Annotated in this window: 15 protein-coding genes; 10 read left to right on the plus strand and 5 right to left on the minus strand. The window is 52.4% G+C overall.

Annotated elements, in window-relative coordinates; all coding sequences use genetic code 11:
• Nucleotides 1–65: 65 nt before the first annotated feature.
• The 3 genes from Pla144_RS13635 to Pla144_RS13645 form a co-directional block, all read right to left on the minus strand.
• Nucleotides 66–743 (minus strand): HAD family hydrolase, encoded by a 678-nt coding sequence (locus Pla144_RS13635; RefSeq protein WP_146451245.1) that lies wholly within the window; start codon nucleotides 741–743, stop codon nucleotides 66–68.
• A complete protein-coding gene (locus Pla144_RS13640; protein WP_146451246.1) occupies nucleotides 740–2,368 on the minus strand; it encodes a DUF6798 domain-containing protein in 1,629 nt (542 codons plus the stop codon). Before Pla144_RS13640 ends, Pla144_RS13635 begins: the two co-directional genes overlap by 4 nt.
• A gap of 160 nt (nucleotides 2,369–2,528) precedes the next feature.
• Nucleotides 2,529–4,010 carry an undecaprenyl-phosphate glucose phosphotransferase gene (locus tag Pla144_RS13645; protein WP_231936357.1) on the minus strand — a complete coding sequence of 494 codons (1,482 nt, stop codon included), beginning with the start codon at nucleotides 4,008–4,010 and terminating at the stop codon, nucleotides 2,529–2,531.
• 265 nt (nucleotides 4,011–4,275) lie between these two features.
• Between Pla144_RS13645 and Pla144_RS13650 the strand changes: the two genes are divergently transcribed.
• The gene (locus tag Pla144_RS13650; RefSeq protein WP_231936358.1) at nucleotides 4,276–10,425 is read left to right on the plus strand and encodes an alpha-2-macroglobulin family protein; all 6,150 of its coding nucleotides are present in this window, start codon (nucleotides 4,276–4,278) and stop codon (nucleotides 10,423–10,425) included.
• 42 nt (nucleotides 10,426–10,467) lie between these two features.
• On the opposite strand, the gene dcd is transcribed toward Pla144_RS13650, so the two are convergent.
• Nucleotides 10,468–11,043 (minus strand): dCTP deaminase, encoded by a 576-nt coding sequence (dcd, locus tag Pla144_RS13655; protein ID WP_146451247.1) that lies wholly within the window; start codon nucleotides 11,041–11,043, stop codon nucleotides 10,468–10,470.
• Nucleotides 11,044–11,111: 68 nt separating this feature from the next.
• On the minus strand, nucleotides 11,112–11,816 hold the full coding sequence (gene nth / locus Pla144_RS13660; protein ID WP_146451248.1) for an endonuclease III: 705 nt from the start codon (nucleotides 11,814–11,816) through the stop codon (nucleotides 11,112–11,114).
• A 289-nt stretch (nucleotides 11,817–12,105) separates the two neighbouring features.
• Here nth and Pla144_RS13665 point away from each other — a divergent pair, with 289 nt between their 5' ends.
• The 9 genes from Pla144_RS13665 to moaA all read left to right on the plus strand — a co-directional run bounded on the left by Pla144_RS13665 (nucleotide 12,106) and on the right by moaA (nucleotide 20,208).
• Complete coding sequence (locus Pla144_RS13665) at nucleotides 12,106–12,519, plus strand: DUF309 domain-containing protein (RefSeq protein ID WP_146451249.1); 414 nt, start codon at nucleotides 12,106–12,108, stop codon at nucleotides 12,517–12,519.
• A 57-nt stretch (nucleotides 12,520–12,576) separates the two neighbouring features.
• Nucleotides 12,577–13,290, plus strand: coding sequence for an LON peptidase substrate-binding domain-containing protein (locus Pla144_RS13670; protein WP_231936390.1), 714 nt, complete (start codon nucleotides 12,577–12,579; stop codon nucleotides 13,288–13,290).
• Between the two features lie 101 nt (nucleotides 13,291–13,391).
• A complete protein-coding gene (folE, locus tag Pla144_RS13675; protein ID WP_146451251.1) occupies nucleotides 13,392–14,015 on the plus strand; it encodes a GTP cyclohydrolase I FolE in 624 nt (207 codons plus the stop codon).
• 27 nt (nucleotides 14,016–14,042) lie between these two features.
• Nucleotides 14,043–14,894, plus strand: a complete 852-nt coding sequence (locus Pla144_RS13680) for a hypothetical protein (RefSeq protein WP_146451252.1) — start codon at nucleotides 14,043–14,045, stop codon at nucleotides 14,892–14,894.
• 62 nt (nucleotides 14,895–14,956) lie between these two features.
• Nucleotides 14,957–15,439, plus strand: coding sequence for a hypothetical protein (locus Pla144_RS13685; protein ID WP_146451253.1), 483 nt, complete (start codon nucleotides 14,957–14,959; stop codon nucleotides 15,437–15,439).
• A 32-nt stretch (nucleotides 15,440–15,471) separates the two neighbouring features.
• A complete protein-coding gene (locus tag Pla144_RS13690) occupies nucleotides 15,472–18,459 on the plus strand; it encodes an anaerobic glycerol-3-phosphate dehydrogenase subunit C (protein ID WP_146451254.1) in 2,988 nt (995 codons plus the stop codon).
• 14 nt (nucleotides 18,460–18,473) lie between these two features.
• The gene (locus Pla144_RS13695; protein WP_231936392.1) at nucleotides 18,474–18,701 is read left to right on the plus strand and encodes a MoaD/ThiS family protein; all 228 of its coding nucleotides are present in this window, start codon (nucleotides 18,474–18,476) and stop codon (nucleotides 18,699–18,701) included.
• An 11-nt stretch (nucleotides 18,702–18,712) separates the two neighbouring features.
• Nucleotides 18,713–19,162: a molybdenum cofactor biosynthesis protein MoaE gene (locus tag Pla144_RS13700; protein WP_146451256.1), complete on the plus strand. Its 450-nt coding sequence runs from the start codon at nucleotides 18,713–18,715 to the stop codon at nucleotides 19,160–19,162.
• A gap of 17 nt (nucleotides 19,163–19,179) precedes the next feature.
• Nucleotides 19,180–20,208, plus strand: coding sequence for a GTP 3',8-cyclase MoaA (moaA, locus tag Pla144_RS13705; RefSeq protein WP_231936359.1), 1,029 nt, complete (start codon nucleotides 19,180–19,182; stop codon nucleotides 20,206–20,208).
• The last annotated feature ends 2 nt before the right edge of the window (nucleotides 20,209–20,210 follow it).

Here is a 20,210-nt window from a genome sequence, read left to right on the forward strand (position 1 = left end):
AGGGGCTACTCATAGTTTGTCGCATCTTGTAGGTAGCGTCAATCACGATCACTCGCTGACAGAAATTATGCAATATTCAATGCACGATAGATGCGGCTATCCAACAAGGAATCGGCGATGAACTTGGCACCAGGGAATTGGTGTGTATGTGAATGACCACTGGGGACCGCCACTGCGTAGTTGCCTGCTGCAACTGCAGCCTGGCATCCCAACTGGCTATCTTCCAGCACAAGGACCTCCTGAGGTGGAAACCCAAGCTTCTGCGCAGCCAGCAGATAAACATCAGGGGCTGGCTTTCCATGCTCGATGTCGTCTCCTGATAGAGTAAAGCGAAATCGATCTGTCAGATCGGAAAGCTCCAGCACGTGGTCCAGGAAATCGCGAGTGCTACTGGTGGCGATTGCCATAGGCAGATCAGCCGCCTCCAAAGCGTCAAGCAGCGGTATTAGACCAGGCATTGGGGTCAAGCGAGTTTCCAATAGTTTTCGCATCACTTCCATGGATTCACTCGCAAGCTCTGGCACCGTGGTGTCGAGTTCATGGTAGTCAATCATGATCTGCAATGCTTTGGCCGACTGGCGTCCCATCATCTGATTGAGAAGTTCGTCAGTAAACTCGCAACCGCGACGTGCCAGCACGGTACTCCCTACTTCTTGGTAGAGTACTTCCGTGTCGAACATCAGGCCATCGAGATCGAACACGACTCCGCGAAGAGGTGTGGCAGACAAGGGAAAGTCGGTCATTGCGTTGTGATACTCCCGGCTTCTTCTGGAGGTGGAGATGAACCTTTGGTCGTAGATCGGTAAATCTTAAACCAGTCATTCTCAAAGACCACTGGTAAACCTAGAGGAGGATACTCATTGGCAATTATGAAATCGATCCCATGTTGCGAGGCAATTTCTCGTATTCTGTCCGTACCCAATTCGCCCAATGATCGGTATGAGACTTGCTTTCCCCATTCATTCGTGTGCGAGTAGATCTCTCGGTTGCGACGAAACCACTCGACAATCGATGCAGGGTCTTGAGGAACATCTTTCCAATTGAAATAGTCCGGTCGACCAGCGTAGCATTTGAAGGATTGTCCGTGTCGAGGGATGAGAAACAGTGTGTCCTTGGGAGTATTCTCTTTTGCCCAACCACAAGCCTCCTGCCAGGCAAATCGATCCGAGAGTTTGGAATCACTCGGAGCAGTATTGTCTAGCCCTCGGTTGATAGACAAATTCAATAGTAGGGCGGCAGGGACGACTATCGCAAAGATTCCCGCAAGCACCACCGCATGAGATCGTCTGTGAGCAACCATACTAAATAACCACGCAGCAGAAAGTGAAATCGCCAATGGCACGGCAATATCCGCCATGCGAAACCAATAGAATTTCAGCAGACTGGCAGAAAGGGCAAAGTGATTCCAGGTAGCCACCTCCCAGGCAAGCCCCAGTGCTCCAAAGACGACACATGCTCCGGCAAATCTTTGCACTCGTACGAGTTGCAGTAAGGACCGAGATGGCAAGCGACCGCAGGCACGCCACAACCACAGAAACATTGCCAACAAGAGACCGAAACGCCACGTGCGCAAGAGTAATTCTGCTACGGGCAAGGTCAGCGGAGCCAAATGATGCGGTAGCCGCTCGAAAACATAAATCTGATTGGCTTCGGCTTTTACATTATCCGGTACATCGATGGACAACATCAGCCCCGGGATAACGCCAGGGAGCGCCAATAACCCGCCGAGTATCAAAGTGGGAAGCATTGCGTAGAATGATGGTCGAGATTCTTTGTCCTCAATTCCCCAGACTGCCAGCGCGGCAAGCACGGACCAGCCCCCCACTAAGACATGCCACGCTGAGGCAATGCCTAAAAGTGGCCAGACTTGTCGCCAATTCCCTCGTGCGAGTTCCGCGAGTCCCCAGAAGACGAACACGTAGGCAAAGCATTTGCCTTCGACACCACCGACAACCCACTCCCCGGCAAAGTTTCCCCACGCAATGAGTGTCACCAGCAGCATTGCCGTGACCACCGATAGATACTTCACTGGCACTATCTGCCAGCTCAATCGTTGCCAAGCCCAAGCCAAACTCATCCAGGCCACAATCCGTCCCAACCATGCAACCGTTGGCAAGCTGAACCACTTCGTCAACAACCCCACGGTCCAGTAGAAGAACAAATGCGGATCAGCCGACTCCAGAAAAAGGTCCCCCGCACACCAATCGGGATTCCAATAATGTTTGGCCTTCGCAAGATAGTGGGCCTCATTATTATGCGGGACTGGAGCCCCACCTTCGACAAAGAAGACCAGCAAGATCAGCGCAATCTCTAACAACCGCGCAGTGGCCGTTTCATAGGGAGCCGAATTGTCTCTGTTTCGTGCCATCCCCACAGGTTAAGGAGCAATTAGCGGATTGGCCAGGGCACTCTCCATTAACCGCGAAGCGAAGCCACGTAGAAGTGAAGTGCAGCTTCATAGGACGCCTCGGGTCCAATGCAAACTTCTTGGTACGGTCTGCTCTCTGGAAGTACCAGCCGCCGACCACTCAGTATGCATTCTCTTGCTTGAACACGACCAGCGCGGTTTGCACAAGGATTTTTAAGTCCATCCATAGGGTCCACTCCCGGATGTAGCGGTGGTCGAATTCGATGCGGCGTTCCATTTTTTCTAGTGTTTCGGTCTCCCCACGCCAGCCATGCACTTGGGCCAGTCCTGTCATCCCGGGTTTCACTTTGTGCCGGAGCATGTAACCGTCGATCAACATTCGATACTGCTCGTTGTGGGCCGTGGCATGGGGTCGAGGGCCGACAAGCGACATACTGCCACCGATTACATTGAACAATTGCGGCAACTCATCTAGTGAAGTCTTCCGCATCAGTCGGCCTAGTGGAGTGACGCGATCGTCATCCTTAGTGGCTTGCGAGACATCGTCATTGTCCTGACAAACGCGCATGGAACGGAACTTCCAAACGCGGATTTCTTCGCCCATGAGGCCGTATCTTTTCTGCCGAAAAAACACCGGCCCTGGAGACGACCATTTTACGAGCAAAGCAAGTATCGCCAGTGGCACAGCCAAAATCACCAAGAGTGCTGTCGAAACCAATAGATCAAAACCCCGTTTCAACACGCCGTCGATTCCCGTGATTGGCGTCTCAAAGACGCTCACCACCGGTAGGCCATTGATTTGATTCCAGCGAGCATGCAACATTTGGAATACAAAGAAGTCGGGAACAATGTAGACCGAAGCCGTGGTGTCACTCAACTTGCTCAAGTAATCGCGAATACGTTTCTCCGCACGCATGGGGAACGTGATAAAGATCATATCCACCTCGCCCCGGCGAGCCATCTCGGCCAGTCGAGTCAATGTGCCGGCACTGGGCAACTCGCGGCCCATGGATTCTTTGATTCGATTTGAAGGTCGATCGTCAAAGAAACCAGCAAACTCCAATCCCAATTCTTGTGAGGACTGAATGTTGCCGGCCAATTCCAAACCTAGTGGGTTAAGTCCACAGATGGCAAATCGGCGTGTATTGAAACCACGCTTACGCAAACTCTTGAGTACCAGCCGAAATACAATACGGCTACTTCCCATTGCCAATGGGGTTAGCAGCAGCCAGATAATCTTGGATTCATAACTAAATCGCGCATTGAGCTGGGTCAATAAGCCAGCACCCAACACAAGTGGGGCCGTGTACATCCAGTTCAACATCAGGCAATACAGTTCAAGAGCCAGCCGCGAACCGCGCCAACTACGATACAAACCGCTGACTTCCGAGGCGATCAGATGGATCAGCAGTGTTGTGGCGGCGATGACTGCCAGTTCTTGTGGCGAAGCTAGTTGTGTAAACTGAGCAGCCAAAGTCGCGCCGCAAACGATGCCGAGCGCATCGAGCAGGCGATAGGCGATACTGATCACCGACCGGTGCATGCGCACATGGTAGTTGCCGGAGGAAACCACGGTATGAATTCCTTGGGAGAAGGGTTGAAAAGCCGATGCTGGCAGCCAGTGCCGAGCGACGTTTCGCAAGTTTACGTTCCAGTCCGGCCTCTGGTTGAAGAATCTTGGGAAGAAGCACAAAGGTGTTGATAAAAAGCAACATGCACCGCCTTGAAATAGCCCGGGTTAGATATCAGGGAACTTTTTCCAGCCCAATTCAGTCAGATAGTGGAGAGTATGGAAACTCGCATACGGCTGGACCTCAATAGCACTTCTGCCGTAGAACACAGGCTTATTGAAAAGGCCCTGATCAGCTTGTTACTGGCGAACTAGCACAACAGATGGTGTGATCACGATGAAATTCTGGATATCCGTTATTTTCTCATTATTCTTCCTTCTACCTGGTAAAGACGGATCTCTCATGCTCCAGGAAGCAAACAAGCTCTACGACGAAGGGAATTACCAGGATGCTCTTGATAACTATCAACGTCTGTTGAAGAAATCGACGGCCGATTCTGCTCAACTTGTTACAAGCCTCCAACGCTCGCTGGAGTGCCATCGACGGCTCAATCGCCACAGTGAAGTCGATGCTCTACTGGAATCTGTTGCGACGATCCATGCGGAAGATTGGCAAGTACTAGCCGCGGTCGCGGAGGGCTTCGATTCCTTAGGGCACTACGGCGTGATGACGGCAGGCGAATACATACGCGGACCGCAACGTGGTGGGCAGGGCAGAGTCGTTAATTCGATTGACCGTGATCGTGTCCGATCGCTTCAGCTCAATCGCCAAGCATTCGAGATACTCTCTCAAACAGGTGAACAGAAGAAAACCCCGCAAGCATTTGCATTCCTGCAAAGATTCGCTGCCTCTCTCCTGCAACCAAGTTCAAGTGGACAATCATGGCGGCTGCAAGAGCTGACCGATCTTTCCCAACTTCCCGACTATGAAGATGGCTGGCAACATCGATCCTTTGGAACTTCAGGCGCCCCCGTAACAGAGGGGGGAGATCCTGTGTTCTATGAAGTTCCTGCTACCTGGGAGGCAGCAGTGAACGATGGTGAGCGATGGCGTTGGATTCTGAGCCAGACAGTCACTTGGCAACCCGAGAGACTTACCTACGAACTTCTCACCCGTGCCCAGTTCTTACAGTCTCAATTCGGCTCACAGACCATGGCCGAATACAATTGGTGGTTTGGCAGATCACCAGAAGCGGGAGAAGGTAAAAAGGACACGGGTACCTTCGCCCTGCATACACTCAGCGAAAATGAAATAATCGCGCGCTTAGCAACGGGCATCAAACGCTTTTCACTCCCCGACGAGCACAACTTCATCAAGCTCTATGAGCAGGTCACTGAAGAAAATACCAGTGCCGAAAACGGTCCGGGCCTCGACGCTTGGACGCAGGCTATCACTTCTTTGGCGAATATTTTCGAGAACCGGCGACAGTATCCTCGGGCATTAGAATATTGGCAGCGAATCGCAGACCGACCGATCCCCAGTCGACAAGCTGCCCTTGACCGAGTCTCGCAAATAACTGGCAATTGGGGTCGCTTCGAGCCGGTCTCTTCGCAACCTGCCGGAGTGGGTGCTACTGTCGATTTTCGGTTTCGCAACGGCAAACGTGTCGAATTCGTAGCCCAGCGGATTGAAGTCCGCAAATTGCTTAACGATGTGAAGGCCTACCTCAAAAGCAACCCTGATAAACTGGATCATGAGCAGCTCAATATCGAGAACATCGGCTACCAGCTGGTGACGAGCAAGCAGCAAAAGTATCTCGGCGAAGAAGTCGCTCGTTGGAGTTTGGACCTCTCCCCACGGGAGAATCATGTTGATCGCCGCATCACCGTGACGACTCCCTTGCAGGAGCCAGGGGCCTATCTGCTTACCTCCAAGATGGCCGACGGCAATACAACCAGCATCGTGCTCTGGCTCAATGACACGGCGATCATCAAAAAACCCGTCCAGGGCAAATCGCTGTACTACGTAGCCGACGCGACAACTGGCCGCCCTGTTGCCAAGTGCAATCTAGAATTCTTCGGCTTCGCGCAGCAGCATGTGAATGGAAATCGCTATCAAATCGAAACGAAAAGCTTCGCTGAGAATACCAATGCCGATGGAATAGTGACTATTGCTTCCGACGAAACCAATCGCCGCTATCAATGGCTCACGACTGCAACCACATCAGAAGGCCGTTTCGCTTACATGGGTTTTCGCAATATCTGGACCGGTGACTATTACGACCAGGAATATCAACAAGTTAAGGTGTTTTCGATCACCGATCGGCCTGTTTATCGACCGGAGCAGGAGGTGCAATTCAAGTTCTGGGTCGCCCAGGCCCAATATGACATGCCTAACGAATCGCGATTCGCGGCCAAGTCGTTTCAAATTGAAATCCGCGATCCGCGCAACGAGCGCGTCTATAGCACGCAAATGATCTCCGACCTATATGGGGGGTTGTCGGGCACTTGGCAGGTTCCCGCTGGTGCTACTTTGGGGCAATACCAAATTAATGTAGTTAATCACGGCGGCGGAACGTTCCGTGTCGAGGAATACAAGAAGCCTGAGTTCGAGGTCACGGTCGATGCCCCTGATGAGCCGGTTGTGCTGGGAGAAAAAATCACTGCCAAAATATCGGCCCGCTATTACTTCGGTTCCCCCGTCACCACTGCCCGCGTGCATTACAAGGTACTTCGCACCAGCCATACGGAACGCTGGTATCCACCCTCTCCTTGGGATTGGCTCTACGGTACTGGATACGGTTGGTTTGGCGAAGATTACAGTTGGTATCCTGGCTGGCGACGCTGGGGCTGTTTGCCTCCGTCCCCGTGGTGGATTTGGCAGGCACCCACGCCTCCCGAGGTTGTCATCGAACGCGATGTGGAAATCGGCCTCGACGGAACGGTCGAGGTTGAGATCGATACTTCATTGGCGAAAGAGCTTCACCCCGATGAAGACCATAGCTATCAAATCCAGGCTGAGGTCGTCGACCAGTCTCGCCGCACTATTGTCGGCAGCGGCAGCGTCCTGGTTTCTCAGCAGCCTTTCCAGGTAACACTGTGGACCGATCGTGGGCATTATCGCACAGGTGACACAATTACCGTCGGCACGGCAGCTCGGACACTCGCTGGCAAACTGGTCTCAGGGACTGGCAAATTACGTCTACTGAAAATCGTCTATGAAGATGGCAAACCGGTCGAGACCGAGGTGGGGCGTTGGGAATTGAATCTTGGAGAGACAGGCCAGGCGTCGATGCCAATCAAGGCCTCAGCTCCAGGCCAATATCGCCTCTCTTATGAATTGACTGATGAGAAAAATCAAACGGAAGAAGGGGGTCGCATCTTCACGATCGCAGGCCCCGACTTTAATGGTGCTGAATTCGAGTTCAATGACCTTGAAATCGTTCCCGACCGCCGCAACTATCAGCCCGGTGACAAGGCAGCCCTGCAAATAAATACCAACCAAGTCGGCTCGGCAGTCTTGTTGTTTCTTCGCCCCGCCAACGGAATCTATCAGCCACCGCAGTTGGTCCAGCTCACCGGCAAGAGTACCCTCGTGGAAGTTGATGTTGTGGCCAAGGACACACCCAATTTCTTTGTCGAAGCCGTGACGGTGCACAGTGGTCGGGTCCATTCTCTGGTGCAGGAAATGTTTGTCCCTCCTGTCAAGCGAGTCCTCAACCTGGAAGTCGTGCCGTCGTCTCCCGTCTACCTTCCGGGACAAGAGGCCAAGCTTACGCTCAAGTTGACCGACGTCGAAGGGATGCCATTTGTCGGCTCACTGGCCTTGGCAGTCTACGACAAGGCTCTCGATTACATCGCCGGCGGCTCAAACGTGGCCGACATTCGTGCCTTTTTTTGGAAGTGGCGTCGGAATCACAATTCGCAGGGAGATACTAATCTACAAGGTTACAGTCCTGTTCTGGTGAAACCTGATCAACCGACAATGGGGAATCTCGGTATTTTTGGTGAGAACGTTGTCGACGAAATCGACCAACAACTTAAGCAGAGAGAACTAAGTGGATCTGTACGTCGCCTCCCCATGATGCTGGGTTTTGAGGCCGGAGAGGCAATGCCGATGGCCGCTGCCATGGCGGATGATGATGGAGCAGTAGGTGGTAATGAGAATTTGGCTGCCAAAAGAGAATCAACCGATACCCCAAATCTGGTCGAACCCACTGTCCGCCAAAACTTCGCAGACACAGCTTTCTGGATGGCCACGCTGGAGACCAACGCTGAAGGAATCGCCCAGGTCGATTTTCCCATGCCAGAGAATCTCACCGCCTGGAAAATCCATGCCTGGGGAATGGGCCATGGCACTCAAGTGGGAGAAGGATCCGCAGATGTCGTCACGCGCAAAAACTTGATCGTCCGTCTGCAGTCACCCCGGTTCTTTGTCGAAACTGACGAGGTCGTACTTTCTGCTAACGTGCATAACTATCTCGCCACGGAAAAAAAGGTTCGCGTCTCTCTGGAGTTGGACGGTAATGTGATCAGTGGTCCGGATGACATGGTGCAAACTGTCTCCATCCCCGCTGAGGGCGAACAGCGCGTCGACTGGCGCGTGAAGGTTGTTCGAGAAGGTGAGGCTACGATTCGCATGTCGGCCCGCACCGACGAAGAATCGGACGCGATGCAGATGAGTTTCCCTGTACTCGTGCATGGGATGCTCAAGACCGAGGCTTACACGGGGGTGATTCGTCCGCAAGAAGAGTCCGGTGAATTTACAGTCACTGTCCCCAGCGAGCGGCGGGCTGAAGAGACTCGGCTCGAAATCCGCTACACGCCGACGCTTGCCGGTGCGATGATCGATGCCTTGCCCTACTTGATCGACTATCCCTACGGGTGCACCGAGCAGACCCTCAATCGATTCCTCCCGGCGGTCATCACACAACAGACTTTACGGAGGATGAACATTGATCTGGCAGCGATCCAGGCAAAACGCACGAATCTCAATTCGCAGGAAATAGGTGACGATCGAGATCGTGCATCGGGCTGGAAACGATTTGACCGCAATCCGGTATTTGACGATGCTGAGCTGAGTAAGATCGTCAAGGCGAATGTGAATCGGCTCACGGAGATGCAACTGGGCGATGGTGGCTGGGGTTGGTTCAGCGGGTTCGGCGAACAGAGTACTCCTCACAACACGGCCGTAATCGTTCGTGGCTTGCAGATTGCCTCGCAAAATGAGGTTGCCCTCGTTCCCGGGGCATTGGACCGAGGCATCGCTTGGCTTGCAAACTATCAGGCCGAGCAAATTCGGCTGATCGAAAACTACGAGCTTGAGCAGAAGTTACCTGTCAAGCAACGTGGCAAGAATCGCTCGAAGCCCCACGCCGACAATCTCGATGCTTTGGTGTTCATGGTGCTTGCTGAGCAAGGAGTCACTTCACCAGAGTCAACCGAAGCCACGACCAGAATGCGTGACCTCCTGTACCGTGACCGCACCAAGCTCGCCGTCTACAGCCTGGCGACTCTTGGCGTTGCCTTGCACAAGCAGGGCGAAACAGAAAAACTCGCCATGGTCATGCGTAATATCAGTCAGTATCTACGTGAGGACGATGAGAATCAAACCGCATGGTTGGAGCTTCCAGGCGGTAGTTGGTGGTATTGGTACGGCAGCGAGTACGAGGCTCACGCCTACTATTTGAAACTGCTCGCCGCGACCGAGCCGGACAGCAAGATCGCCCCACGGTTGGTCAAGTATCTCTTAAACAACCGCAAGCACGCCACGTACTGGAACAGCACCCGCGACACGGCACTGGTTGTAGAGGCCTTTGCCGACTACTTGCAGGCCACAGGCGAAAAGGAGCCTGACGTCACGCTCACTCTCTGGATCGACGGACAAGAGCGCAAGTCGGTCACTATCACCAAAGAAAACCTGTTCTCTTTCGATAACAAGCTCGTGCTAACAGGCGAAGAACTTGCTGAAGGCAGACACACAGTTGAACTCCGCAAAAAGGGAGATTCACCGATTTATTACAACGGCTACCTCACGAACTTTACCTTGGAGGATGATATCAAGGCCGCAGGATTGGAGATCAAGGTCAATCGCAAGTACTTTAAGCTCACACCCGCCGATAACAAGAGATCGGTCGCTGGTGGTCGTGGACAAGTCGTCGAGCAGGCTGTGGGAAAATATGACCGTACTCCGTTGGTAAACTTTGCCGAGGTCACCAGCGGTGACCTCGTGGAAGTAGAACTCACAGTCGAGAGCAAGAACGACTACGAGTACATCTTGCTCGAAGACATGAAGGCGGCAGGACTTGAACCCGTCGAGGTCCGCAGTGGCTATAACGGCAATGAACTGGGAGCCTACGTGGAACTCCGCGACGAACGAGTTACTTTGTTCCTACAGCGATTAGCCCGAGGTCGCCACAGTCTCTCCTACCGACTCCGCGCCGAAATCCCAGGCCGATTCAGTGCCCTGCCTGCCAAGGCATCGGCGATGTACGCCCCCGAGTTGAAGGCAAATTCTGATGAGATGAAACTGCGGGTGGGAGAGTAATTCGAATTGGTAGATTTGTGATTGGATGATTTCTATTTAGTCTCACCCATGCGATCGCTCCAAACCGAAATTCAGCGGCAATTGCGGGTCGTTTTCTCGCTCGGGGTCGAGCTCTTCAAAGAGCAAGCTCGGTTGGATGTCGTGATTGTGTTGGTATTTTGAGCAGTACTCTTCCACGGAGCCAGTAAGTTCGTGGTAGATAATCTGACATATCTCGGTACCTGCATAAATTCGCACAGGCTGAACGGCGAACATCTCCAGCGTCCAGAAGCCCTCGAAACCAACGTCGCCAAAACCGGCGGTCACATGCACGAATAGTCCGAGTCGGCCAACGGACGAACGCCCTTCGATCTGCGGCACGAGATTACGAGTGTGCGTGCGCTCCACAGTGCGGCCCAAGTAAAGCTGGTTGGGGCTCAGGACGATCCCTTCCTTGGGAATCTCAATGCGGCGGACCCGATTGGCCTTTGCCATGTCGAGTACCACTTCCTCATAGACCATCAACTCATCATGTAGCGTGAGGTTGTAGCTATTGGGATTGATCTTCGTCGGATCAAAAGGATCGATGTCGATGTCCCCGCCCATGCGGCTGAGGATTTCTTGACCTGAAAGAATCATGGCGATTAGTCAGTGGTTTGTTGTTAAATGTAGGTTGATTAGCCGCGATGCAGCGCATCTCTGGGTTCTTAGGTACTCACTCCGATTTTGGGGCAAACCGTTTCCAATGAGCAGTGTTCACAGTCAGGTTTTCGCGCCGAACAAACTTGCCTACCATGAAGGATCATGCGATGTGAGAAACCGATCCACTCGTCTTTGGGGATGAGTTGCATCAGGTCCTGTTCGACTTTCACGGCATCCTTGTTCTTGGTAAGCCCCATCCGCTGGCTGAGGCGGCCTACGTGAGTGTCGACGACGATGCCTGAAGGTATACCAAAGGCAGTTCCGAGCACTACGTTAGCCGTCTTACGCCCGACTCCCGCGAGACCGACAAGGGCATCCAGATCCTGCGGTACTTGCCCTTTAAATTTTTCCACAAGTTCAACACTGCAAGCCTTAATATTCTTCGCTTTGTTGCGGAAGAAACCAGTGCTTTTGATGGCCGTCTCCAGTTCTCCAAGGGGAGCGGAGGCAAAGTCGGCTGGTTTCTTGTACTTGCGAAACAGGTCCTTACAGACCAGGTTGACTCGCTCGTCGGTACATTGGGCTGAGAGAATAGTTGCCACCAGCAGTTGAAAGGGTGTCTTATGCACCAGCGCACAATTGGCATCTGGAAAATCTGCGTTCAACTGCCGCAAGATTTTAGCCGCGTGACGCTTTAGTTGGCCAGCAGGAGCAAGCTTTTTCGTGTTCTTGGACTGCCGAGTAGCCGTGGAAACTCGTTTTGGTGGCATGGCGGTCAGCGCTTTTGGAGTTCGACGCTATGGAAGCAAATATGCGATAAAAACCGGCAGAACGGATCCAAGCTTGGACCTCGACGAGATTAATTACCGCAAAGGTTTCTGTTCTTGCCGGTCTATTTTCCGCTCACCGCTCGAACTGTCAAGTGATTGGAATAAGGCGAGTTTGCCAAACAGATTGTGCTCATACAATAATATTGATTCCGGTTGGCCCCCACGATCAATCTCGCCTATAATCCCTTAGTTAACGCCCGCCCAACGAATCCCACCCTTTGAGGACCCCATGACCAGTGATAGTGCCGGTGAGCAAGATATTTACGATCCGCTCTATCTGGCCGGGATCGAGCATTTCAACGTATGCGATTTCTTTGAGGCTCACGAAACCTGGGAGGAATTGTGGACTGAGTATCGTGGTCCTGCCCGTAGATTCTATCAGGGTTTAATCCAGGCGGCGGTCGCTCTGCATCATTTTGGAAATGGAAATATCCGAGGGGCGCGAAAGGTTTACCTCACGAGCCTCAATTACCTTGCTGATTACCCAGCGATTTATCAGGGGCTTGATCTCGAGAATTTTCGCAAACAATATGGCGAGTGTTTTGCAGAAATACTGGACAGCGAAGAAGAATATCCGCAAATTGAGATAATACCCGATTTGATACCTGAAATTCATTTGCAGCCCGCTGCGGCTGATGCCTGACAACCATCCTCGTGGAATTGTTCCCGAGTAGAATTTAATGAAAGTAGTGTGAAAACTATGGTTCCCTGGAACGCAGAAGATTTGATATTCGACGAGACACGCTTCAAAGGGACGGCTCGTTTGTTTCCGCTCCCCGACTTGATCATGTTTCCTCATGTGATGCAGCCCCTGCACATTTTTGAGCCCCGTTATCGAGACCTCCTCAATGACGCTCTCGACAGCGACGGTTTGATCGCCATGTGCATGCTTGCACCTGGTTGGGAATCGGACTACGAAGGCAATCCGACACTCTTGTCGCACGCTTGCTTAGGCAGAGTCGTTACTCACCAAAGGACCGACAACGGCGAATACAATATCTTGCTTCTGGGTATGCGGAGGATTCGGATTGAACGCGAGTTGCCCTCGCCCCGTACTTTCCGGCAAGCAGAAGTTACTTTACTCGACGATTTCTGCAAGACCAGCAACGATGAAAAGCGTTCCGATCTTCAGGCAATGCTCACTCGGCAATTCCAAGAGTTTCTCCCTCAGGGCAAATCAATGGATGGTGCGCTGAAGGAGATCTTGGCAACTGAGATTCCCTTAGGAGTACTCACGGATTTGGTCAGTTTCGCCCTGCCTATGGAGTTTCAGCAAAAACGCGACTTACTCGGTGAATGCGACATCGACAAGCGAGCTACCATGTTGCTCTCGGCACTCGATGCAAAAGGACTTGGTAAGTCCGGGCGCAATCGTCGATTTTTCAATACGCTCCCTCCATTTAGCGCCAATTGAAACCATCGCACTAGAATTCTGTCGGTTGACTATGCCCCCTGAGGGGACGTAACATCGATGGTTTGGCCCCCTTCGGTTAGAATTCTCTAGGTAGATCGAACATGAGTACCTCTGTCTCTAGCTGCGCGACTGACGAAGCCATGCCCTGTGAGTCGACCCCGGTGGACTTGCCACGCATCGAACGTGCAGTGAGAGAAATACTCTCTGCTGTCGGCGAAGACCCTGATCGTGAAGGATTGCGAGAAACACCTGCGCGAGTAGCTCGGATGTATGCTGAGCTTTTCAGCGGTTTGCACACTGATCCAAAAGTTCACTTGCAAAAGTTTTTCACAGAGAAGTACGACGAAATGGTTCTCGTGAAAGATATCGCCTTCAACAGCATGTGCGAGCATCACATGCTTCCTTTTATCGGAAAGGCGCATATCGGCTATGTGCCTAATGGCAAAGTGGTCGGGCTAAGCAAATTAGCCCGAGTGGTCGAGGAAGTTTCTCACCGCCCCCAGGTACAAGAGCGCATGACTGAACAGATCGCCGATCTCTTGATTCAAGAACTTGAAGTAAAAGGGGTTGCCGTGGTGATTGAGGCGTCTCACTCCTGCATGTCTATCCGTGGCATCCGCAAGCCGGAGAGCATGTGCGTCACCTCTGCAATGAAGGGCTTGTTCCGTACAAATCTTTCTAGCCGATCAGAAGTCATGACCCTCATCTACGGTGATCGACGTTAGCTTGGCCGACCTTCTCTGAATCTTACTATGCAATTGCTCATTCAATTCCTGCTGCGACTATCCTTTGGATTGGCGGCAGGGATGGCGATCACCTCGTCGAAGCAAGTCACGAGTGGCTACTTCCGCAATCACATGTATGTGACGCTGGGACTGTCAACACTCGCGGCAATGGTGAGCTATTCGGTTGCCCCGGAAGTCTTCTGGTATGCATCATTTGCGGCGTTACTGAGCTACGTGGGCTCTGTTTGCTGGCTTTATGAGATGTCAGTTGCCGGAAAGGCATTTTTGCTGATAGTGATTTCTGTTTCACTTATTGGTTTGAACGGCCAACTAAATGATCAAGTAGAATCTAATACGGGCCATTGGAGCAACTATTTTCCCGTAGTTGAGAACGATCAAGTATTAACGTCTGAACAGGCAAATGTTTTGCAAGTACAAGCGAGTTGGATGGGTTTGACGTCAGGCCTATTGACAGAAATATCAATTGTAAGTTCCGGCTTGCTCCTCGGCATGACCATGGCCGCGATGTTGTTGGGCCATTGGTATCTCAACACACCGACGATGGAACTTGCCCCTCTGCGGCGGCTAATCCTGGCCATGGGCGCGGCTGTCGTGTTCCAGATGATCGTCTCTGCACTCGGACTCTGGGGCGAATTGGAGTACGCACAAGAAATCACAACGCAGTGGTGGTTGTTTCTCTTGCTTCGGTGGTCGTTTGGGCTAGTGGGCGTCGCCGCGCTGGCCTGGATGGCGTGGGAGACGCTGAAAATCCCCAACACCCAGAGCGCGACCGGAATTCTTTATGTCGCGGTGATCGGCACGTTTGTCGGTGAAACCATGGCCTTGCTACTGTCTGCCGAGTCGCTATTTCCTCTATAATACCGATATCATGATCGAGGCCGACAACTGCGGCTTAGCGATCACACTTGGAAGAGGCTACCGTGAATATTACTTATGCTTGCCCAATTTGCCATGCCCCGGCACGAACTAGCTTCGAAGCCGCCACTCGCGAACTAGACTGCCCCCATTGTCACCAGCGACTTGCTGTCCCAGAGGATGCAGTAGCGGGAAATATTGTGAAGCGTTGTCTGGTTTGTCCCAGCACGGATCTTTTTGTCCGCAAGGATTTCCCCCAGCGATTAGGTATTCTAATTGTAGCCATCGGCATCGTGGGGAGTTCGATTGCTTGGTACCACGCCAACTTGGCCTGGACTTACGGCATATTGTTTGCCACGGCGCTCGTAGACGTGCTTCTCTATTCGTTCGTCGGGGACGCCCTGATGTGCTACCGCTGTCAGGCCCAGTATCGAGGTGTGGCAGAGATGGATGCTCATGGAGTTTTTGACTTGGAAACGCATGAACGCTATCGTCAGCTCAGTGCACGTCTCGAAGCAAATCGTGAGCAAACGGCCCCTCGCGCATGAACGCCCGCCATTCAAAATAGGTACCACGCATCATGGAAGTCGAAAGACAGCGGATTCAAGAAGATCTGCGTGGTCAAATCGCGGGGGATGTCTATTGCGATGACCTATATGTCCAGCTCTACGCCAGCGACGCAAGCATCTATGAAATCTCACCGCTCGGTGTTGTTCGACCGAGGAACGTGGAAGATGTTGTTGCGACCGTTAAGTATGCGGCGGCTAACGAGATTCCCCTGCATGCGCGCGGAAGTGGTTCGGGACTTGCTGGAGGAGCACTAGGGCGGGGTTTAGTGGTAGACTTTTCACGCTACCTTCGCAAAGTTCTCATGGTTGATGAAGAAACGGTGCGTGTGGAAGCTGGTATCGTGCTCGACGATCTCAATCGTCATCTGGCCAGCAGAGGAAGATACTTTGGACCTGATCCCGCCACCAAACAAGTGACGACCATCGGTAGCATGGTTGCGCTTGATGCCTCTGGGAGTCACTGGCCCGTGGTAGGATCGGCCCGTCGGCACGTAAAATCATTGCAGGTCGTGATGGCTGATGGTGATGTGAAGGAACTCGGGCTGCACAACATTCCCTTGAAAGAGGCGACTACCGACGAAGAGCAATTAGCCGCCGATCTCTCAGCAATTCTTGAGAACCACCAAGACGCTATCCTCAAATACCATCCCAAAAGTTGCGTGAATTGTAGCGGTTATCAACTAGATAACTTGCACGTGCCAGGATTCGGTGGTTCGCAGCTAAATCTGGCACATTTGCTCGTGGGAAGTGAAGGAACGCTCGGGCTGGTTACAGAAGCAACACTCAGTACACTCCCACTACCCGAGCACGTTCTTAGCATCCTGCTCTTTTTCAATTCGCTGGATAAAGCCGCTCATGCTACGTTGGAAATGACCTCGCTCGGGCCGAGCGCATGTGACCTCATGGATCGACGCCATTTGAGTATTGCTCGTGAGAGCGACCCTCGTTATGAATTCCTCATTCCCCTTGAAGCAGAAGCGGTGCTGCTGGTTGAATTCCAAGCAGACTCTGATGACGAGATTCAAGAGCGGTTGGCCCAGACAGTAACACTCATCAAGGACAAATTACGATTAGCATCTGGGGCTTACATTGCTGCAGACAAGCTTGACCACGACCTGCTTTGGCAACTTGCCCGGCACTACACACCTACTTTGTACCGCCTGAAAGGATTGACGCGCCCCTTGCCCTTTATTGAGGACATCGCCGTCCCGCCAGAGAGCTTGCCGGATTTTTTGCCTCGGGCGCAGCAGCTATTCAGACAGGAACAAACGACGACTTCATTGTTTGGACACGTCGGCCATGGGCAGTTGCATATTCGCCCTTTTCTCGATTTGGCCAATTCCGAGGACATCGGTAAGATGGATCTGCTAGCAGACCAACTTTACGAGGAAGTTTGGCGAGTGGGTGGAACCATCAGTGGCGAGCATGGCGACGGGCTGAGTCGCACTCCGTTTGTAGCTCGTCAATTCGGACCGTTGGCGTCTGCGTTCCAGGAAGTAAAACAACTCTTCGATCCTAATAATCTCTTAAATCCCGGTAAAATCGTGCCCGCTGAAGTCAGCGGTCTGAGTAGCAACTTGCGTCATGTGCGCTACCCTCTGCTCGATTCCGTGTTCACACCAACCACCGAAGAAGCGAAGGAAAAAACTGCATTACCGGCTCGGATAGAATTGCAATTGGCCTGGCAACCAGAAGAAATGGCTCATGCCGCCCGCACCTGTAATGGTTGTGCGGCGTGTCGGACACTAGCTGAAGAGACTCGGATGTGTCCGATATTTCGTTATTCTCCCCGGGAAGAAGCTTCCCCACGTGCTAAGGCCAACTTAGTGAGAGGCGTTTTGACGGGTAGTCTCCCTGCCGAAACCCTGCTCGAAAGTGATTGTAAGGAGATTGTCGATCTTTGTGTGCATTGCCACATGTGTCGGCTAGAGTGCCCAGCCGTTGTGGACATTCCCAAGCTCATGGTTGAAGCAAAGGCTTCCTATATGGCAACCAATGGCGAATCGTTGCACGGTTGGTTTATGAGCCGCATCGACAGACTTTGCTTCTATGGATCAAATTATAATCGAGTCGCTAATTGGGCGATTGGTAATCATGCCTGCCGGTGGGTGATCGAAAAGTTGTTGGGCATCTCACGCAGTCGCAAACTCCCCCGTTTCCGCAGTCGACCTTTTCTGCAGTGTGCCGATCAGCAGAAGATCCAATTGCCAGAGAAAACTGGTGTGGAAATGGTACTTTATTTCGTCGACACCTATGCAAACTATTGCGACTCACAATTGGCCGAGGCATTTGTTGCAGTACTCGAACACAATGGGGTTCCCGTCTATATCCCTCCGAGGCAACAGGAGTCGGCCATGCCTTATATAGCCCGGGGCCATGTGTCGCTTGCTCGAAAAATCGCGGAAGCTAATGTTGCATTGCTGGCAGAAGCAATTCGCCAAGGCTACACAATCGTAGCGACAGAGCCCTCGGCCGTCCTGGCGTTGACGCATGAGTATTTGCAACTCTTGCCGGATGATCAGGATGCCGAAATGGTTTCGAAGAACACCTATGAAGCCTGTCATTATATTTGGCGACTCCATCAGCGAGGCAAGCTCTTGCTGGACTTCGATTCGCTGGACACTTCGCTTGGTTACCACACCCCTTGCCACATCAAAGCCCTGGGAATTGGTTCCCCTACCCAGAATTTGTTAGGTCTTATCCCTGGCCTTAAGATCGAACAGATCGAAAAAGGATGCAGCGGCATTGCGGGGATGTACGGTTTTCAGCGAGATAATTACCGCAACAGCCTGCGAGCTGGATTGCCTCTCATTACGGAAATGCGAAACGGACTGTTTGCCGCAGGGACTACCGAGTGCAGTACATGTAAAATTCAGATGGAACAAAGCACCTCGAAACCAACGATTCACCCAGTGAAGGTTCTTGCTTTGGCGTATGGACTGATGCCCGAGCTACGACAACTCCTTGATAGCCCAGGTCGGGATTTGGTGGTAACATGAGAGTGAAGGTGAAAATGTTTGCGGCAGCCCGGGATGCTACAGGAGCTTCCGAAGTGGTTGTAGAACTACCAGAGCTAGCTAGAGTGCGCGATTTGCGAATTGCCTTGGAGAGTGAGTACCCGCAACTCGCACCACTGCTGTCCCGGGCAATGTTTGCTATCAATACCCATTATGCGGATGAAGACACTCCTGTTCCTCTGGCAGGTGAGATCGCTTGTATCCCACCAGTTAGTGGTGGTTAACTGCAAATCCAATGATTCAACTTACAACTTTCCCGATTGATTCAGACGCACTAGTCCGCCAAGCACAAGTGCCTGCTTCGGGGGCGGTTCTCCTTTTTCTCGGAGTCACCCGGCAGCACACCTCTGGCCGGGAAACGGCTGAGCTGCGTTACGACGCCTACCATGAAATGGCGGAGAAAGAGTTGGCTGCCCTGGAAGAAAAGGCCCGCCAAAAATGGCATCTCAACGAATGTCTGATTGTTCATCGTTTAGGGAAAGTGCCTTTGGGCGAGGCGAGCGTGGCTATTGTTGTGGCGAGTCCGCACCGTCATGCAGCGTTTGCTGCCGGTGAATGGTTAATCGACACTCTCAAAATGAGCGTCCCGATCTGGAAAGAAGAACACTGGGCCGACGGGTCGAGCGATTGGATACATCCAGAACATGACGTGAAACACTCGCAGGCCACCTCAACAAACAAATGAGCAGAATCTCGCCAACCGTGACATCTAAACTATCTATTCTTGGCGAGCAACTCACCGATCGATTGGGTCGAGTCCACACATCCTTGCGAGTCAGTGTAACCGATCGCTGCAATATCCGCTGCTTCTATTGCATGCCGATTGAGAATGTCAACTTTCGCCCTCGCGAGGAATTGCTCACGTTTGAGGAAATTGAACGATTTGTGCGCATCGGTGTGACGGTTGGAATTCGGAAGCTCCGACTCACAGGAGGAGAGCCCTTGGTGCGGAGCAAGTTGCCCCGATTGGTCGAGCGGTTAGCAGCCATCGAAGGTGTCGATGACCTGGCACTCACCACCAACGGTATTTTGCTCGCCGAGCAAGCCGCCGCTTTGCAAGCGGCGGGTCTTCATCGCTTGAACGTGAGTCTCGACACCTTAAATGAGGAAACCTTCCAGAAGATTTCCAGGCGCACTGGCTTGCAACGTGTCCTCGATGGAATTTTTGCGGCTAGGCAAGCGGGTTTTGAAGATATTCGACTCAATGCTATAGCCATCCGTGGGCTTACTGAAGCCGAAATCATTCCTTTGGCGGAATTCGCCCGTAGTAATGATTTCGAATTGAGGTTTATTGAATTCATGCCTCTGGATGCCGAGAATCAGTGGGAGCGTGAACAGGTACTTACCACTCAAGAGATCCGACAAATTCTCGAAGCCGCATTTTGTTCCCTTGAGCCGAGTCCTCGAATCGATCCGAGCCAGCCTGCCCTAGATTATCATTTCGCGGACGGCCGCGGGAGGATCGGGTTTATCAATCCTGTGAGTCAGCCCTTTTGCTCAAGTTGCAATCGTTTGCGGATCACTGCGGAAGGGCAGGTCCGAAACTGTTTATTCTCAACGACTGAATGGGATGCGAGGTCCTTGCTACGCGGTGGTGGAACCGATGAACAGATTCGCGAACTGGTTCGCGAACTGGTTCGCGATTGTGTGTCTCACAAGCATCCTGCTCATGGAGTGGGGGAGGTAGACTTTGTGAAGCCCGCCCGGGCCATGTACCAGATTGGCGGTTAAGC

This window comes from Bythopirellula polymerisocia (assembly GCF_007860015.1).
GTDB classification, from domain to species: domain Bacteria; phylum Planctomycetota; class Planctomycetia; order Pirellulales; family Lacipirellulaceae; genus Bythopirellula; species Bythopirellula polymerisocia.

What these genes read in the sequence shown, in the direction of transcription:
- Pla144_RS13670 (WP_231936390.1), top strand. Translation starts at nt 12,577, where the DNA reads ATGGTTCCCTGGAACGCAGAAGATTTGATATTCGACGAGACACGCTTC.
- Pla144_RS13700 (WP_146451256.1), top strand. Translation starts at nt 18,713, where the DNA reads ATGATTCAACTTACAACTTTCCCGATTGATTCAGACGCACTAGTCCGC.
- Pla144_RS13695 (WP_231936392.1), top strand. Translation starts at nt 18,474, where the DNA reads ATGTTTGCGGCAGCCCGGGATGCTACAGGAGCTTCCGAAGTGGTTGTA.
- Pla144_RS13680 (WP_146451252.1), top strand. Translation starts at nt 14,043, where the DNA reads ATGCAATTGCTCATTCAATTCCTGCTGCGACTATCCTTTGGATTGGCG.
- Pla144_RS13690 (WP_146451254.1), top strand. Translation starts at nt 15,472, where the DNA reads ATGGAAGTCGAAAGACAGCGGATTCAAGAAGATCTGCGTGGTCAAATC.
- nth (WP_146451248.1), bottom strand. Translation starts at nt 11,816, where the DNA reads ATGCCACCAAAACGAGTTTCCACGGCTACTCGGCAGTCCAAGAACACG.
- Pla144_RS13650 (WP_231936358.1), top strand. Translation starts at nt 4,276, where the DNA reads ATGAAATTCTGGATATCCGTTATTTTCTCATTATTCTTCCTTCTACCT.
- Pla144_RS13635 (WP_146451245.1), bottom strand. Translation starts at nt 743, where the DNA reads ATGACCGACTTTCCCTTGTCTGCCACACCTCTTCGCGGAGTCGTGTTC.
- dcd (WP_146451247.1), bottom strand. Translation starts at nt 11,043, where the DNA reads ATGATTCTTTCAGGTCAAGAAATCCTCAGCCGCATGGGCGGGGACATC.
- Pla144_RS13640 (WP_146451246.1), bottom strand. Translation starts at nt 2,368, where the DNA reads ATGGCACGAAACAGAGACAATTCGGCTCCCTATGAAACGGCCACTGCG.
- Pla144_RS13665 (WP_146451249.1), top strand. Translation starts at nt 12,106, where the DNA reads ATGACCAGTGATAGTGCCGGTGAGCAAGATATTTACGATCCGCTCTAT.
- folE (WP_146451251.1), top strand. Translation starts at nt 13,392, where the DNA reads ATGAGTACCTCTGTCTCTAGCTGCGCGACTGACGAAGCCATGCCCTGT.